General features: G+C 33.5%; 15 protein-coding genes and 1 pseudogene. All 16 read left to right on the top strand.

What is annotated here, in order from left to right; genetic code table 11:
* Nucleotides 1–39 precede the first annotated feature (39 nt).
* Nucleotides 40–545, top strand: a pseudogene (locus tag KI369_RS02685) (recombinase family protein).
* 585 nt (nucleotides 546–1,130) lie between these two features.
* Complete coding sequence (locus tag KI369_RS02675; RefSeq protein ID WP_000416301.1) at nucleotides 1,131–1,478, top strand: ArsR/SmtB family transcription factor; 348 nt, start codon at nucleotides 1,131–1,133, stop codon at nucleotides 1,476–1,478.
* Nucleotides 1,479–1,506: 28 nt separating this feature from the next.
* On the top strand, nucleotides 1,507–2,562 hold the full coding sequence (gene arsB, locus KI369_RS02670) for an ACR3 family arsenite efflux transporter (RefSeq protein WP_000072354.1): 1,056 nt from the start codon (nucleotides 1,507–1,509) through the stop codon (nucleotides 2,560–2,562).
* A gap of 26 nt (nucleotides 2,563–2,588) precedes the next feature.
* Nucleotides 2,589–2,993 carry an arsenate reductase (thioredoxin) gene (arsC, locus tag KI369_RS02665; RefSeq protein ID WP_000428325.1) on the top strand — a complete coding sequence of 135 codons (405 nt, stop codon included), beginning with the start codon at nucleotides 2,589–2,591 and terminating at the stop codon, nucleotides 2,991–2,993.
* A gap of 65 nt (nucleotides 2,994–3,058) precedes the next feature.
* Nucleotides 3,059–3,418: an arsenite efflux transporter metallochaperone ArsD gene (arsD, locus tag KI369_RS02660; RefSeq protein ID WP_000717840.1), complete on the top strand. Its 360-nt coding sequence runs from the start codon at nucleotides 3,059–3,061 to the stop codon at nucleotides 3,416–3,418.
* Nucleotides 3,419–3,436: 18 nt separating this feature from the next.
* A complete protein-coding gene (arsA, locus tag KI369_RS02655) occupies nucleotides 3,437–5,200 on the top strand; it encodes an arsenical pump-driving ATPase (RefSeq protein WP_000182869.1) in 1,764 nt (587 codons plus the stop codon).
* A gap of 23 nt (nucleotides 5,201–5,223) precedes the next feature.
* A complete protein-coding gene (gene trxB / locus KI369_RS02650) occupies nucleotides 5,224–6,168 on the top strand; it encodes a thioredoxin-disulfide reductase (protein ID WP_000549739.1) in 945 nt (314 codons plus the stop codon).
* A gap of 16 nt (nucleotides 6,169–6,184) precedes the next feature.
* Complete coding sequence (locus KI369_RS02645; protein WP_212954972.1) at nucleotides 6,185–6,466, top strand: HesB/IscA family protein; 282 nt, start codon at nucleotides 6,185–6,187, stop codon at nucleotides 6,464–6,466.
* Nucleotides 6,467–6,493: 27 nt separating this feature from the next.
* Nucleotides 6,494–6,922, top strand: coding sequence for a protein-tyrosine phosphatase family protein (locus tag KI369_RS02640; protein WP_033695785.1), 429 nt, complete (start codon nucleotides 6,494–6,496; stop codon nucleotides 6,920–6,922).
* Between the two features lie 118 nt (nucleotides 6,923–7,040).
* Entirely contained in the window at nucleotides 7,041–7,880 is an 840-nt protein-coding gene (locus tag KI369_RS02635; RefSeq protein WP_001129155.1) for a heteromeric transposase endonuclease subunit TnsA, read from the top strand.
* Nucleotides 7,861–10,005, top strand: coding sequence for a TnsB C-terminal domain-containing protein (locus tag KI369_RS02630; RefSeq protein ID WP_000631828.1), 2,145 nt, complete (start codon nucleotides 7,861–7,863; stop codon nucleotides 10,003–10,005). The genes KI369_RS02635 and KI369_RS02630 overlap by 20 nt, the downstream gene beginning before the upstream one ends.
* Nucleotides 9,998–11,638: an ATP-binding protein gene (locus KI369_RS02625; RefSeq protein ID WP_001285624.1), complete on the top strand. Its 1,641-nt coding sequence runs from the start codon at nucleotides 9,998–10,000 to the stop codon at nucleotides 11,636–11,638. Before KI369_RS02630 ends, KI369_RS02625 begins: the two co-directional genes overlap by 8 nt.
* A gap of 6 nt (nucleotides 11,639–11,644) precedes the next feature.
* Nucleotides 11,645–13,528 (top strand): TnsD family Tn7-like transposition protein, encoded by a 1,884-nt coding sequence (locus KI369_RS02620; protein WP_000888139.1) that lies wholly within the window; start codon nucleotides 11,645–11,647, stop codon nucleotides 13,526–13,528.
* A 665-nt stretch (nucleotides 13,529–14,193) separates the two neighbouring features.
* Nucleotides 14,194–14,355 (top strand): hypothetical protein, encoded by a 162-nt coding sequence (locus tag KI369_RS02615; RefSeq protein ID WP_000353863.1) that lies wholly within the window; start codon nucleotides 14,194–14,196, stop codon nucleotides 14,353–14,355.
* 106 nt (nucleotides 14,356–14,461) lie between these two features.
* On the top strand, nucleotides 14,462–15,385 hold the full coding sequence (locus tag KI369_RS02610) for an Rpn family recombination-promoting nuclease/putative transposase (RefSeq protein ID WP_000118205.1): 924 nt from the start codon (nucleotides 14,462–14,464) through the stop codon (nucleotides 15,383–15,385).
* 208 nt (nucleotides 15,386–15,593) lie between these two features.
* Nucleotides 15,594–15,782 carry a hypothetical protein gene (locus tag KI369_RS02605; protein WP_000727316.1) on the top strand — a complete coding sequence of 63 codons (189 nt, stop codon included), beginning with the start codon at nucleotides 15,594–15,596 and terminating at the stop codon, nucleotides 15,780–15,782.
* Nucleotides 15,783–15,813: the final 31 nt, after the last annotated feature.

Below are 15,813 nucleotides of genomic sequence, written 5' to 3'. Positions count from 1 at the left end.
TCTTAAGTTGATGGGCATGCGGCTGAACCCCAAGATGACTTGAAATGTGAAGAACAACTCAAAAGCTTAGAGAAATGTAATTGTACGATGATTATCTCAGAGGAACATTCATCGGCAAAAAAAGAGTACAACTTAAAAATATGATAGATAACCTAAAGCAAGATGATAAAATTGTTGTTACAAAACTGTTCACATTAGCTGATTCAACACGTCATCTTGTTGAGTTATTACAAGTCATTGATAATAAAGGTGCTTACATTTACTTTGTTCAAGAAGATATTGATACGAGTCATGCAAATGGGTATCATTTTGGAGATATTATAAAACATCTTGTTGATTTTCAAAGTGATGTAATTAGTGAAAAAACGAAGAAAGGCTTGTATGAAGGGAAACAAAAGGGAGTTACAGCAGGACGCCCAAGAAAACCTGATGAGAATGTAAAGCGTGCTATTGTAATGTATCAAAGTGGTAACTATAGTTTAGCTGAAATACGAGAAGAAACTGGAATCAGTAAATCTACTTTATATAGATATTTAGAAAATTAAATCACATTAAGGGCCTTTGTAAAAGGCTCTTTTTATTTTATCTAGGTACAGTATGTTTACAGTATGTAGTAACAACTAAAAAATAGAAAAAAGTGAATTATTAAGTATATAACTATATACTTATGTTATTGTTATAGAAAAGAATTTCTAACAAATCTTTACAAAAGGGATGAAAAATTTATTAAAAGGGGAGATCTATTTGATTGATCAATTATTTATTGTGGGGATTTACCTACTAATCATTTTTATGTGTACATATATCACATTAGAGTATCGACAGCATAAAATGAGTAAACAGTATTTTGTAGTATGGTTAGTTGCTGTTTTTTTAACAGGTCCATTCGGTTTTCTTTTATATCTGTTATGTGGCAAGAGATACAAAGGTCTGTAAGAATACGTTGTAAAGAAGTATTGTAAAGGTTTTGTAAAGAATGAGCTTTTCGGTTGATTATATAAGTAGTTAATTATATACTTATTTCAAGAAGGAGAGAAAATTAAAAAAGAATCTATTTAATGAATATTATGTTTAATTTTCGCTCAATATATAAGTGTATGCTTATGTATTTATAAATAGGAGGTGTGGATATGGAAAAAACGGTTATAGAATTAACAAGAGTGTCACAGTTACTAAAGCTACTAGGAGACAAAACAAGACTAACAATAGTATCAATTCTCAAACAACGTGAATGTTGTGTCTGTGAACTTCTTGAAGTGTTTGACATGAGTCAACCTTCAATCAGTCAACATCTTCGAAAGTTAAAGGATTTAGGCTTGGTGCAAGAAGAGCGTAGAGGTCAGTGGATTTATTATTCTTTAAATCAAACAAGTGATTTATACGCACTTTTAGAAGATATTTTAGCGCATGTACCAGACCAAACAGAGAAAATTAAACAAATTGAGAAGAGCAATCCTACACTCCAGTGTGGTTGTTAATAAATAGTTAGAAAGGGAAGTGAGAAGGATGAGCAACACGGGGAAAAAACGTCTGTCTTTCCTAGATCGATATCTAACCCTTTGGATTTTTCTTGCAATGGCAGTAGGAATTGGAGTTGGCTATATATCCCCTGGATTTGTTGAGGGCATGAATAGCTTACAAGTAGGAACAACCTCTATACCACTTGCGATTGGGTTAATTTTAATGATGTATCCTCCATTAGCAAAAGTTCGTTATGAAGAGATGGGGCGCGTTTTTAAAGATGTAAAAGTATTGGTATTATCACTTGTACAAAACTGGATTATTGGTCCTATTCTTATGTTTGCCTTGGCAATTATATTTTTACAGGATAAGCCAGAATACATGGTGGGCTTAATCATGATTGGTTTAGCTCGTTGTATTGCGATGGTTATCGTATGGAATGACTTAGCGAAAGGTGATACGGAGTATGCGGCAGGATTAGTTGCTTTTAACTCTGTATTCCAAATGTTATTTTTCTCAGTATACGCTTATGTGTTTGTAACAGTCATTCCAGAATGGTTAGGAATTGAAGGAGCTGTTGTAGATATTACAATGGCAGAGGTTGCAAAATCAGTCTTTATTTATTTAGGAATTCCGTTCATCGCAGGAATGTTAACACGTTTTATTTTTGTAAAAACAAAAGGGCGAGAGTGGTACGAAAAAGTATTCATTCCCAAAATCAGCCCAATTACATTAATCGCATTATTATTTACAATTATTGTGATGTTCTCATTACAAGGTGAAGCTATTATTAGCGTACCATTCGATGTTGTACGTATTGCAATCCCATTACTGATTTATTTTGTATTAATGTTCTTTATCTCTTTCTATATGGGTAAGAAAATTGGTGCAAGTTATGGAGTATCAACAACATTAGCATTTACAGCTGGAAGTAACAACTTTGAATTAGCAATCGCTGTAGCTGTAGGTGTATTTGGAATCCAGTCTGGTGCAGCGTTTGCGGCAGTTATCGGACCTTTAGTCGAGGTGCCAGTTATGATAGCGCTTGTAAATGTAGCACTTTGGTTCCAACGTAAATACTTTCAAACACAACCAAAATAACTAATTATAATAAAGGTGGAATTATCATGGAAAACAAAAAAACAATTTACTTCTTATGCACAGGAAACTCTTGTCGTAGCCAAATGGCAGAAGCTTGGGGCAAAAAATATTTAGGTGACAAATGGAATGTACTTTCTGCTGGTATTGAGGCACACGGAGTAAATCCAAATGCGATTAAAGCACTGAATGAAGTAGACATCGATATCACGGATCAAACATCTGATATTATTGATCGCGACATTTTAGACAAAGCGGATCTTGTTGTAACGCTTTGTGGCCATGCAAATGATGTATGTCCAACAACGCCACCACATGTAAAACGAGTTCACTGGGGCTTTGATGATCCAGCTGGTCAAGAGTGGTCTGTATTCCAAAAAGTTCGTGATGAAATTGGTGAACGTATTAAAAAGTTTGCTGAAACAGGAGAATAATTGAAAACAAAATAAGCCGAGAATTTTTTCTCGGCTTATTTTATAAAGAAGGGGAGAAATCAGAGATGAAAAAGATTGAAATTTTTGATCCTGCAATGTGTTGCTCTACCGGAGTTTGCGGCCCAAGTGTTGATTCAGAATTAATTCGTATATCAGTTGCTGTTAACAATTTGAAAAATAAAGGAATTGATGTAACTCGTTATAATCTTGCGAGTGAACCAGATGCTTTTGCTAATAACAGTGTTATTAGTCAGTTATTAATGGATAAAGGACCAGATGTGTTACCTGTAACTATAGTAGATGGAAAGATAGTAAAAGAAAGAGTTCATTTAACAAATGAAGAATTAGCACAATTAACGAATATGACGGAAGAAGAGTTAAGTCAGAAGCCAAAGATACGTTTAAATGTAAACGTAAAAAAATAGAGAAAGAAGTGAAAGGCAATGACAAACCTATTTAATCCAAGCACAATGACATTTACACCATTTCTATTCTTTACTGGTAAAGGTGGCGTAGGTAAAACATCAACCGCATGTGCAACAGCCATAACGTTAGCTGATATGGGGAAACGTGTTTTGTTAATTAGTACTGATCCCGCTTCAAATTTGCAAGACGTATTTGAAATCGAACTAACCAATAAACCAAAAGTCATTCCTAATGTTCCGAATCTACATGTAGCTAACTTAGATCCTGAAACAGCTGCTCATGAATATAAAGAGCGTGTTGTTGGTCCATATCGTGGAAAGCTACCTGATACGGTTATTGCGACAATGGAAGAGCAATTATCCGGAGCGTGTACAGTAGAAATTGCAGCTTTTGATGAGTTTTCTACGTTACTTACAAATAAAGAATTAACATCGAAATTCGATCACATTATTTTCGATACAGCGCCAACAGGACATACGCTCCGTCTTCTTCAACTTCCAACAGCTTGGAGCGGATTCCTAGAAGAAAGTACACATGGAGCTTCTTGTCTAGGACCGTTAGCGGGACTTGGAGATAAAAAAGAATTATATAGTCAAACTGTTGAAGCGTTATCTAATCCAAAGCAAACATCGTTAATGCTTGTGACACGTCCTGATAGTTCCCCGTTGCAAGAAGCAGAACGTGCAGCCAAAGAGTTAAAAGAAATTGGAGTTAGTAATCAATATTTGCTAGTAAATGGTGTTTTAACGAACTATGTGCAAAATGATAGTGTTTCTAAAGCATTGTTTACAAGACAAGTACGTGCGTTAGAAAACATGACAGAAGAACTGAAAGATCTTCCAGCTTATGAAATTCCATTAGTGCCGTTTAATGTTACTGGCATAGAGAATATGAGAAAGTTGGTTCAACCAATAGAAAATCTTTCAATTTCAGATGAAGAACAACACAATGTTTCTATACCACCTCTTCAAAACTTGATTACAGACCTATCTAAGACAGGAAAAAGAGTTATTTTTACAATGGGAAAAGGTGGAGTAGGAAAAACAACTGTAGCTTCAGCAATTGCAGTTGGGCTTGCTGAAAAAGGACATCATGTACATTTAACTACAACGGATCCAGCGGCACATATTGATTATGTTATGCATGGCGAACAAGGGAATATTACGATAAGCCGTATTGATCCAAAACTAGAAGTAGAAAATTACCGTAAGGAAGTTATTGAGCAGGCGAAAGATACAGTAGATGAAGAAGGGTTAGCGTATTTAGAAGAAGATTTACGTTCTCCTTGTACAGAGGAGATTGCGGTATTCCGTGCTTTAGCTGATATTGTTGAAAAAGCAAATGATGAAATCGTGGTAATTGATACCGCACCAACAGGTCACACATTATTGTTACTAGATGCGGCGCAAACGTATCATAAAGAAATCGCAAGATCTTCAGGTGAAGTACCGCAGTCTGTGAAAAACTTACTACCACGTCTTCGTAATCCAGAGGAAACAAGTGTTGTAATTGTAACGTTAGCAGAAGCGACACCAGTTCATGAAGCAAGTCGTCTACAAGAGGATTTAAAACGTGCAGAAATTTATCCGAAATGGTGGGTAATTAATCAAAGCTTTTATGCAACGCATACAATAGACCCAGTATTAAAGGGACGATCACAATCTGAAGTGCAATGGATTCAAGAAGTTCAAAAAGAATCAAAACATAATAGTGTGATTATTCCTTGGCAATCAGAAGATGTTATTGGATATGAAAAACTAAAAGAATTGACAGTTCAATAATTGTTCATTAGGAGGCATTCACAATGCATAAAGTCGTTATTTTAGGAACAGGACCAGCCGGATTAACAGCAGCTATCTACTTAGCACGTGCGAATATGAATCCACTTATTATTGAAGGAACTCAGCCGGGTGGACAATTAACTACGACAACGGATGTAGAGAACTTTCCAGGTTTCCCTGATGGTATTATGGGACCAGAGCTAATGGACAATATGAGGAAACAAGCAGAACGATTTGGTGCAGAGTTTAAAAATGGTTGGGTAGAAAAAGTGGATGTATCTAAGCGACCATTTAAAATCACTGTAACTGGAATGGAAGAGATAGAAGCTGAATCCATTATTGTTTCTACAGGTGCTTCTGCTAAATTACTCGGGATTCCAGGAGAGAAGGAAAATATGGGTCGTGGAGTAGGAACTTGTGCAACATGTGATGGATTCTTCTATCGTGGTAAAAAAGTCATTGTAGTTGGTGGTGGAGACTCTGCAATGGAAGAAGCAAACTTCCTAACAAAGTTTGCAACAGAAGTTCATATTGTACATCGTAGAGATGAACTACGTGCATCTAAAATCATGCAAGATCGTGCAAAAGCAAACGAGAAAATTACTTGGGGATTAAATAAAACACCGATAGAAGTAATAGCAGATGGAAAAGTTACAGGTCTAAAAGTGAAAGATAACGAAACTGGTGAGGAAGAAATTATTGAAACTGACGGTATTTTCATTGCGATTGGCCATCGTCCAAATACAGAGTTTTTAAATGGTCAAGTTAAGATAGATGAAGCTGGTTATATTGTTGTAAAACCAGGAACGACAGAGACAAATATACCAGGAGTATTTGCATGTGGAGATGTGCAAGACCATAAGTATCGTCAAGCAATTACGGCTGCAGGAACTGGTTGTATGGCTGCATTGGATTCCGAACGCTTCTTAGAAAATCATGCTGTGCATGATTGGAGTCAATCTTTATAAAACGGGGGAAGTTAAAATGAATATTACAGATAAAGCAAAAGAGTTTATTGAAACTGCTATGAAAGAAAATGGTGTTACAACATTACGTTTTACATTTGATGGTGCTGGCTGCTGTGGTCCTAGCTACGGTACTAATCTAGGCGAAGCACAAGAAAATGATGTCACAGAAACAGTAAACGGTATTCAAGTTGCAATGGATCCAAAGGTTGTTGAAATTGTAAATACATTGACACTAGACTATGTAGAAGATCAACAAGGTGCAGGCCTTGTTATTAGTGGCGGATCTAACTGCTGCTAAAGTATAAATAAAAGGAGACTAACAAACATGACGAACTATCACGAACTTGTAAAAGGAAAAGTATATATTGGTGGAGTAGACGCTATACAAGACGCAGTAAAAAAGCATGGGATTACAGAGGTGTTTGATTTACGTGCTGGAGGAGAAGAGCCAGAAGGATTTCCAGGTGAAGCTAAGCGACATGCTTATCCAATTGTAGAGGGTGTAGAAGGGCAAGATGAATCTGTTAAAAGTGCAATTGGAGCCGTTAAAGAAGCTGTAGAACGAGGAGAAAAAGTATTTTTCCATTGCTCTGGTGGACGAAATCGTACTGGTACGGTTGCTACAGGATTATTATTAGAATTAGGTCATGCTTCTAATGTAGAAGATGCAGAACAACAAGTAAAAACAGTTCGTTCTATTATTGCAATTAAACCAGAGTTAAAACAAGTATTACAAAACCTATATCAACACTAAGAGTGAAACGGATATTTTTTATAAAATATCCGTTTTTTTATAAACAAGAATATGTATTGTACGCATAAAAATATCCGATAATGGAAATGATAAAAATTTTTTAAGAGGGGATATGTAAATGGCAAAGCGTAAAAATGATTGGACGGAAAAGAAAATAGAGAAGTATATAAAAGAAGGCAGAGGACAAGGGGAGTTAAATAACTATAAACCCTGGTTAACGATACAAAATGTATCTTCAACGGGGAATAGCTCTCGTATAATGGGGTGGAAAACTAATAGGAGACATGAGTTTCTGTCGGATTTAGAGAGGGATTACTTTTTTATATTAGAATGGATAGAAGAAGTTATTGATATTCGTGAACAATTTCCATTAAATCGAGAATTGACATATAAAATTGCTGAAGAAAAAGGGATACATCATCCTATTTGTAAAGGAACTGAAACGTTAATAGTTCTGACAACAGATTTTTTCCTGACGGTTCGAGACGGAAAAGAAATTAAATATATTGCTAGGACTATAAAGCCTAGTAGTGAATTAGAAAATGAAAGGGTAATTGAAAAGTTTGAGATAGAAAGAGAATATTGGGAAAGGAAAGGAATCGATTGGGGAGTTGTAACAGAAAAGGATATTCCCGATACGATGAGTCAGAATATTTCGTGGATTCATAACCATTATTATCTCGAAGAAATTGAGGATGAAACTTTTGTGAAATTCTTTTTTAGTTACTTAATGACGTTTCAAAATGTGGATAAGAGCTTTATAGAAATCTGCAATGAGTTTGAAGAACAGTATAATTTGGAACAAGGTTCGTCAATTAATTATTTTAAATATTTAGTAGCTAGAAAGTTAATTTCTGTAGATATCAATACGCAAAAATTAAATATGCGAGGTTTACATATAAGCGAACTAGCTTTTAGTGAAAGGGGCGATGAGAATTTTGATTACGCTATCAGTTAATGAAATATTTAAGTCAATTGATGATTCAAAGATATACAGATTACTCTGGATAGATGAAAGTAATGTTATTACATATTTAATCGATGTATATGATGAAAAAGCTATGCCTTTTGTAGATACACTGAAAAGTCTTCAAGAAGGCTTTTCGAATGGACAGTATATGAAAGTAAGCAATGATGAAGTATTTCCAGTTGTAAATCATCAAGAATTGACAGAAAAAGATATACTTATGAGAGATAAGGCATGGAATATTATACAAGATTTAATAATTCAAGAACCTAACATTTATAAAAGAGATAAAAGAGGTACGTTAATTAGACAAACGAGAGGGAATTTTGGGTGCTCAAAACAAACGATTTACAAATATTTAAAGCGGTATTGGCAAAGAGGAAAGGTCAGAGATAGCCTACTTCCTGATTTTAAAAATTGCGGTAATAAGGGGAAGTCGAAGAATTGGAGCGGAAATAAGACGGGTAGACCGAGAATGACTAATAGCACGGGAATCAATATTACATCGGAATTAAAAGGAATATTCAAGAAAGCTATACAAAATTATTATTTTACAAGTCCAGAAAATACACTGACATATACATACAAAATGATGATTAGGGATGCTTTTCAGGCAAGCATTCGTTATCAAGATGGAACAAAGTATATTGTGATTGAAGACGCAGATACCATTCCTACTTTTCGACAGTTCTATTATTGGTTTCATAAAGAATATGGAGTTGAAGAAATTACGTCAGCTAAGCATGGGAGAAAGAAATTCGAAAGAGATCATAGGGCTGTTTTAGGTTCGTCTTCTTTTGAAGTTTTTGGACCGGGATCCAGATATCAAATTGATGCGACAATCGCTAACGTATATATAGTTTCTCGTTATAATTCTGATTGGGTATTGAAGAGACCAACTATATACTATGTAACGGATGTCTTTACCCATTTAATTACTGGTTTTTATATTGGGCTTGAAGGCCCCTCATGGACTGGAATGATGATGGCACTTTTGAATTCTACAGTTTATAAAAAGGACTTTTGTGCGGATTATGGTATTAATATTACAGATAATTGTTGGCCAGCAGCACATCTACCAGAGATTATTTTAGGAGATCGCGGAGAGTTAGAAGGATATAATGTAAATCATTTGATACAAGGGCTTAATATTACAGTGGAAAATAATCCATCCTTTCGTCCAGACTGGAAAGGCATTGTAGAAAAATTATTTGATACATCTCAAGAAACAATACGCCCCTTTTTACCTGGATATGTTTTAAAAGATTGGGGTGAAAGAGGGGCAAAAGATCCACGTTTAGAGGCGAAACTCAATATAGAACAATATACAAAAATTATTATCAATTTTATTCTGCATTACAATAAAAATTTCTATATGAAGAATTATATACGGGACAAAGATATGATAGTTGATAATGTAAAACCAACACCAATTGAATTGTGGAAATGGGGAATAAAAAATCGCTCTGGGAAATTACGAGTCGTTCATCCTGATATCATGAAATTTTATTTAATGCCGAGAGGTGTTGCTAGAATCACTGCAAAAGGAATCAGATTTGAAAAAATGTTGTATAGCTGTGACACGGCAATACAACAATCATGGTTTGCTACAGCAAGAACAAAGAAAAGTTGGAAAGTGGATGCTTCTTATGATCCTCGAAATATGAATAATATTTATATTCATACAAAGGATGAAAAGATATTTGAAAACTGCTATTTATTAAAACATCAAGAGCGATATCAAGATAAAGCCTTAGAGGAGGTTAGACAGTTAAATAGCTTAGAAAGTAAAGGTTACAAAGAAGAAGAACATATATTACTACAAAATGAAATTAACTTTTTTGATAATATTCAATCGATTGTTAAAGAAGCTGTTAAGGAAGCAAGCAAAAAACAAACAAAGCATGTAATAAAGAGAAAGAAAATTAAAGACATCAAGCATCATACCCAATTGGAGAGGAAAATGCGAAGAACTGAGGAAGTATTTCAACTTGATAACAATGAAGAAGAGGCTCTACCAGAGGTTATTCATTTGGATAAACAACAAGAAGATGAATTCAAGCGTCGCTCAGTTAAAGAATTATTTAATAAAAGGAGGAGGCATAAGCATGAGTGACACTCTAAGAGAAATACAGTTAGATAATGGGACATACGCTTTTCTAGCTCAATATCAGCAACAGCAATTAGTTGATTATCAGGGGAATCCGCTGATAGAAGCTTTACCTGGCATATTGTCATATGAAGAAGCTTTTGATCAACTTAGCTTCCTACCCAATTATCATGAAAAAGAAAGAAATTTATCAGATCATCATCGATTTCATGCCTTATTACGTTTAACTCGTTTTTTTCAACCAATTTCTCAAACATTAGACTTGGAAAGACGTTTTTCAAGATTTTTACGCTATGGATATGTGAATCGGAATCCTCTTCAAAAGCAACACGTTCAAGTATTAAATGAATTACATCATCAATTAGTAGAAAGAAATAATTTAAGTCTGCCGGCGGATATACGGGCTACTGCATCTAGTTTTACATTAATGGGTTTCTCTGGCATTGGAAAATCAACAGCTATAGAACGAATACTTTCATTATATCCTCAACTTATTATTCATAGAGATCCCCTCAATACGCTTCAAATTGTTTGGTTAAAATTAAATTGCCCACATGATGGGTCGTTAAAGTCATTATGTCAAAACTTCTTTGAAAAGATAGATCAATTAATTGGCACAAACTATCTCGAAAGTTATGGGAAATCCTCTAATTCTATAAGTTCAATGGTAACTAGGATGGGGCAAATTTCTAGACTACATTGTGTTGGTGCATTGATCATAGATGAAATTCAACATCTGTTGGCAGCGACAGGGGATGCCTCTGAGAAAATGATGAATTTTTTTGTTACCCTTATTAATGAAATTGGTATTCCGGTAATGATAATTGGAACCATGAGGGCTAGGAGCCTTTTACAAAAAGATTTTAGACAAGCACGTCGTGGTAGTGGACAAGGTGATATGGTCTGGCAACAAATGAGCAATAAAGAAGATTGGGAAGTTTTAATTACAAGTATGTGGGATTATCAGTGGACAAAGCAACATGTGGAACTAAATCAAGATTTATTAGATGTTATTTACGAGGAAAGCGAGGGTATTACTGATATAGCTATAAAGTTGTTTTTACTAGCACAGGGGCGAGCGATTGAAACGGGCATAGAAAAAATTTCATCAGAATTAATCAGAAAAGTGGGTAAAGAAGATTTAAGACTTGTTCAACCTATGCTTCAAGCTCTTAAATCTGGTTGTGAAACAGAAATTGCAAAGTATGAAGATCTTGTATCGTTAGATATACAAGATTATATATTTAATAAACTTCCAGTAATTGATATGAGAGCCAAACTCCAAGATAAAAAAGAAAAAATCGCACAAGAGCGTCAGAAAATAGAACCAACAAAGGTAGAGAAATTGATTATTTCCCTTATAAACTTAGATATAAACGAAAAGGATGCAGAAAGAGCAACAAAATATGTATTAAATAAATCACCTAACTCTAAAATTAGTGAGTTGATGAAAGAAGCTTTACAATATATTAAGGACAAAGGAAGCAAAAAGAAAAAAGTTGTAGTAGAGGATAAAAATAAATTAAAGTGTATCATTGATGAAGGTAAAAAGAATAGACAGTCTGCGTATGAGGCTCTCAATGGTGAAGGATATATTAAGGACCCTTTAAAAGAATTTAATTATAAAGAATCAAGGTGATGTAAAATGCTTGATTATTTTCCTGTACCGTATGAGGATGAATTGTTTTATAGTATAGTCTCTAGATATCATATTCGAAGTCCAGATTTATCAAAAAAGCATACTATGAAGAAGTTGTTTAATAAAAGTGGCTGTTTCTTCGGGATTGAATCCATTGGTGAATTAAAATATTTAGTTGATAATTTACAAGTGTTTTCAGATGTGTTTACTGAAAAGTATTTTATAGAAAGGCATTCACTGATTCCACTTATAAGACCATTTAAAACAAAAGAATGGTACGAACAATTAAGCATAGGAATCTCTTCAAAAGTTTATCAGAGTTTATTTAGTTTGAAAAAAGGGAATATAAAGTCAAAAGAGCATTTATATTATTGCTCTGTATGCGTAAAGGAACAATATCAACTTTATGGTGAAGGGTATTGGAATAGAGTACATCAGGTTCCAGGAGTTTTTGTATGCATTAAACATCAATTACCTCTAAAGAAACATCCGGTTAATATTATGACTTTTCGGTCTCATAATTTTATCTATCCAAATCTAAAGGATAGTAACAGCAATGAGATATTCATGGAAAGTGAACTTGTGGATGAATTAATAGGAATTGCAGAAGATGTAAAATATTTGCTAGATAAAAATTTTTCGTCTTTTTCAAAAGATTATTATGTTGAGAAATATGAGACACTTTTGAAGGTTAAAGGGATTGGATACCCCACTTTAAAAAGACATCAGCGCTTAAGGGAGTTACTTCAAGATCATTATTCGCAAACCCTATTAAGGATGTTAGAATCCTCATTTAAAATAGATGAAAGATTATCATGGGTAAATTATATTCTGGGGAAAGGTAGTATACAATTTTGTCATCCCATTAGGCATATATTGATTATGCGATGTTTGTGTGGCTCAGTAAAAAATTTTTTTGAAAATGAATATTTGTATGAACCCTTTGGAAAAGGTCCATGGTTATGCATGAATTCCCTATCGAATCATTATTTACAAAAATGTGTAGATAAGGTGGAAATCAGTGTTCACGGATTGAATCGAGAAATTCAAGGGGATTTTGAGTGTGATTGTGGTTATATATATAGACTTAGGGAATGGGAGCAAAACCCCCTAGAAGTTGCATTCTTTAATAATAGGATTATTCAAAAAGGCCACGTATGGGAAGTGGAGTTTAGCAAACTTTTATCTAGTGGATTAACACAAAAAGAAATAGCTATGAAAACGGGTTTTACACCACCGACTATACGAAAAATATTGAAGGATCGTAAAAATGTCCCAATTAAAAAATCGAGAGAAGACAGTTTGAAGGTCGCTCGAGAAAAGAAAACAGCTCAGTACAAGCATAAATGGATACAATTACGAAATAAATATCCAGCGTATACGAGAGCGAAATTAAGTGGTTTAAATAGAGCTGCATATGCGTGGCTAAGCAATTATGAGAGAGCGTGGTTAGAGGAACATTCACCACTTAAGGTTTTGGGGAAGCATTCAAAAAAAAAGAGTGTAGAAAGCTACAATAGAGAAGATTTAATATTAATCGAAGAAGCAAAAAAAATAGTTGATAACTGGGATGAATATGAAAAAAACAGAGGTAAGTTAATTAGAAAAACGTATGCAGCTGTTACGAAAATATTAGGTGTATACCAGAAATGTCAAAAAAAGAAAAATCATTCTTTATTACAAAGTTACATTGTCACAGTTGAAGAATCTTTACAAGATTTTCAAAAAAGAAGAGTTCGATATTTATTAAATACAAAATTCAAAGATAAAGTAGTTACTTTATCTAAAATAAAAGAGGCTGCAAGTATAAAGGTGGCTGTAAGGGAAGGCGAAGGGGATATAAAAGAATACGTTGAAAAATTGATCAAAGCTCATAATCAAACAAACTAAAAGATAGTATGGGCTAAGGATTATAAATCATCGTTTTTAAAACAAAAAAATTCATTCGTGAGTTTAAAATAAATATAACTCTTTTATAAAAAGGATAAACCGAAATCTTTCTATGATTTCGGTTTTTTTATTGAGATATAGTGAGTATGATGAATAAATAAGAGAAGAAGAAAATTAATATCGAATGTATAAACAAACAAGGGGATATAGATAGAAAGTTAACCCATTTTGTTCTGAACTTTTGTTTTACAAGAAAAAATATAAAGAGTGTGTTTTGATCCTTTTCAGAACACACTCTTTATTTATGCTCAAGTATTGAGTGGGAGTGTATAAATTTTTAATAATTTATTTTAGTAGGATAGTCCATAACTTTCTTGTAATAATTAAGATAGTATGCATTCCTAAAGGAAATACATTAGTGTTCAACTTTCTTGTAATTATTTTCTCTTAAGGGCCTTAAATATAATGGTTTAAAAGCATATTAGTAAAAGGGTTTGTTGTAATTAAACACATAATTGTGAAGTTAAAACAAAATTGTACACGTTAAAAGAAAGTCGTACATTTTACAACAAAGTAGAAGTATTAGTGTAAAACTTTCTTTTAACAAAACACTTAACAGTTTAGCTAGAGGACTTTATATAAAAGAAAGGTGTGTATTAAGTATTATGGATATTATGCAACAATTAATGGACGTAGATAAAAAAGCTAGGGAACAAGAAAGAATGGAACTCATTCAACGATTTTATAATGAGGGAGTTTCTATCACGACAATTGCAAATGCGACAAATATGTGTGAAGAGGATATTTCTTATATAGTAAGTAACTAGTAGCCATATTTGATGAGATGAATAGAGGAGAAAAAGATAGAATATAATTCTATCTTTTTTTATGCTCTTAAATACAATTTTAAAACGAGAAAGGTAGAGGGAAAACATGAGTGTATATGTAAAAAAGAATCTAGTAAATTTACGAGTTGATTATGCTTTTAAGCGTTTGTTTGGAGTAGAAGGAAATGAAGATATATTAATTGGGTTTCTTAACGCGGTACTACAATCATCTATTGATGAAGAAATTACATCTTTGCACTTAGATGATCCGCATCTTCCAAGAGAGCAGAAGGATGATAAATTGTCTATTTTAGATTTGCGAGCTACGCTAAATAGTGGTATAAAAATTAATATAGAGATTCAAGTTCGAGACAAAAAAGATATGATAGAACGTTCTTTGTTCTATTGGTCAGGTATGTATTATTCTCAAATGACTCAAGGGATGAAATATACAGAATTAAGACCAACCATTTGTATTAATATAGTGGATTTCATTCTATTTCCAGAAGAGCAGGAGTTTCATAGTATTAATACAGTGATGAACAAAAAATCTAAACGTATCATTACCGAAAATATGCAGTTGCATTTTCTTGAAATTCCAAAAGTGATTCAAGAATGGCAAGGAAAACGAATGGATCCGTGGGAAGATTCTTTAGCGCGTTGGTTACTATTATTTCCTGCGCATGAGGATGAGAGATTAACAACAATCCTGGAGGCGATAGCAATGGAAAAAGATCCAGTTTTGAAAAAAGCAATAGAGGATTGGGAGCGTTTAAGTAGCGATAAGGATTTTTTACGCTTATATGAGGCTAGAGAAAAAGCAATAAAAGATAGAATATCAGAAATAGAGACAGCAGAAGAAAGAGCTGCGAAAAAAGCTGCAGAAATAGCTACAGAAGAAACTAAAATTGCAACTAAGATAGAGATGATTGAAAATATGTTTAAAATAGGATTACCTATAGAAAAAATTGCAAAAGTTGCAGAATTAAGTGTTGAAGAGGTTAATGAAATTATAAGAAATAAAAGGTAGATATAAATGATAAAAAAACAGGTAATTGTGGGTACACACGATTACCTGTTTTTTTGATTTAATGAAAGTAAGTGAATAGATGTGAAGGAAGGGGGAATAGTTATGAAAGTAACAAGAGGAAATGCTATTTGAAGTGTGTAATTTTTACATACTCAATTATTCTGTTATTAAAAAAATATAAAGAATATAAGGGGAAGTTATTTGTATTATGAAAAAGAAAAAAGAAGCATATTATGTACATGTGTATACGCTTAGAGACAAAAGTATAAAATCTATAAAAATAGAACCATGGCGCTCATTGAAAGAGGAAATGAATGTTTTGGGTCTTAAGGACAGTGATATTTTTCAAATTCAAATGGTATGGTACGATCCAAACAAAGAGGATAAAAAGAAATGAAATAAAACGGAACACGAAAAGTCCAATTTTA

Source organism: Bacillus sanguinis (genome assembly GCF_018332475.1).
GTDB classification, from domain to species: domain Bacteria; phylum Bacillota; class Bacilli; order Bacillales; family Bacillaceae_G; genus Bacillus_A; species Bacillus_A sanguinis.
The sequence above is the reverse complement of the archived record's forward strand: the minus strand, read 5'-3'. Positions and strand labels throughout refer to the sequence as shown.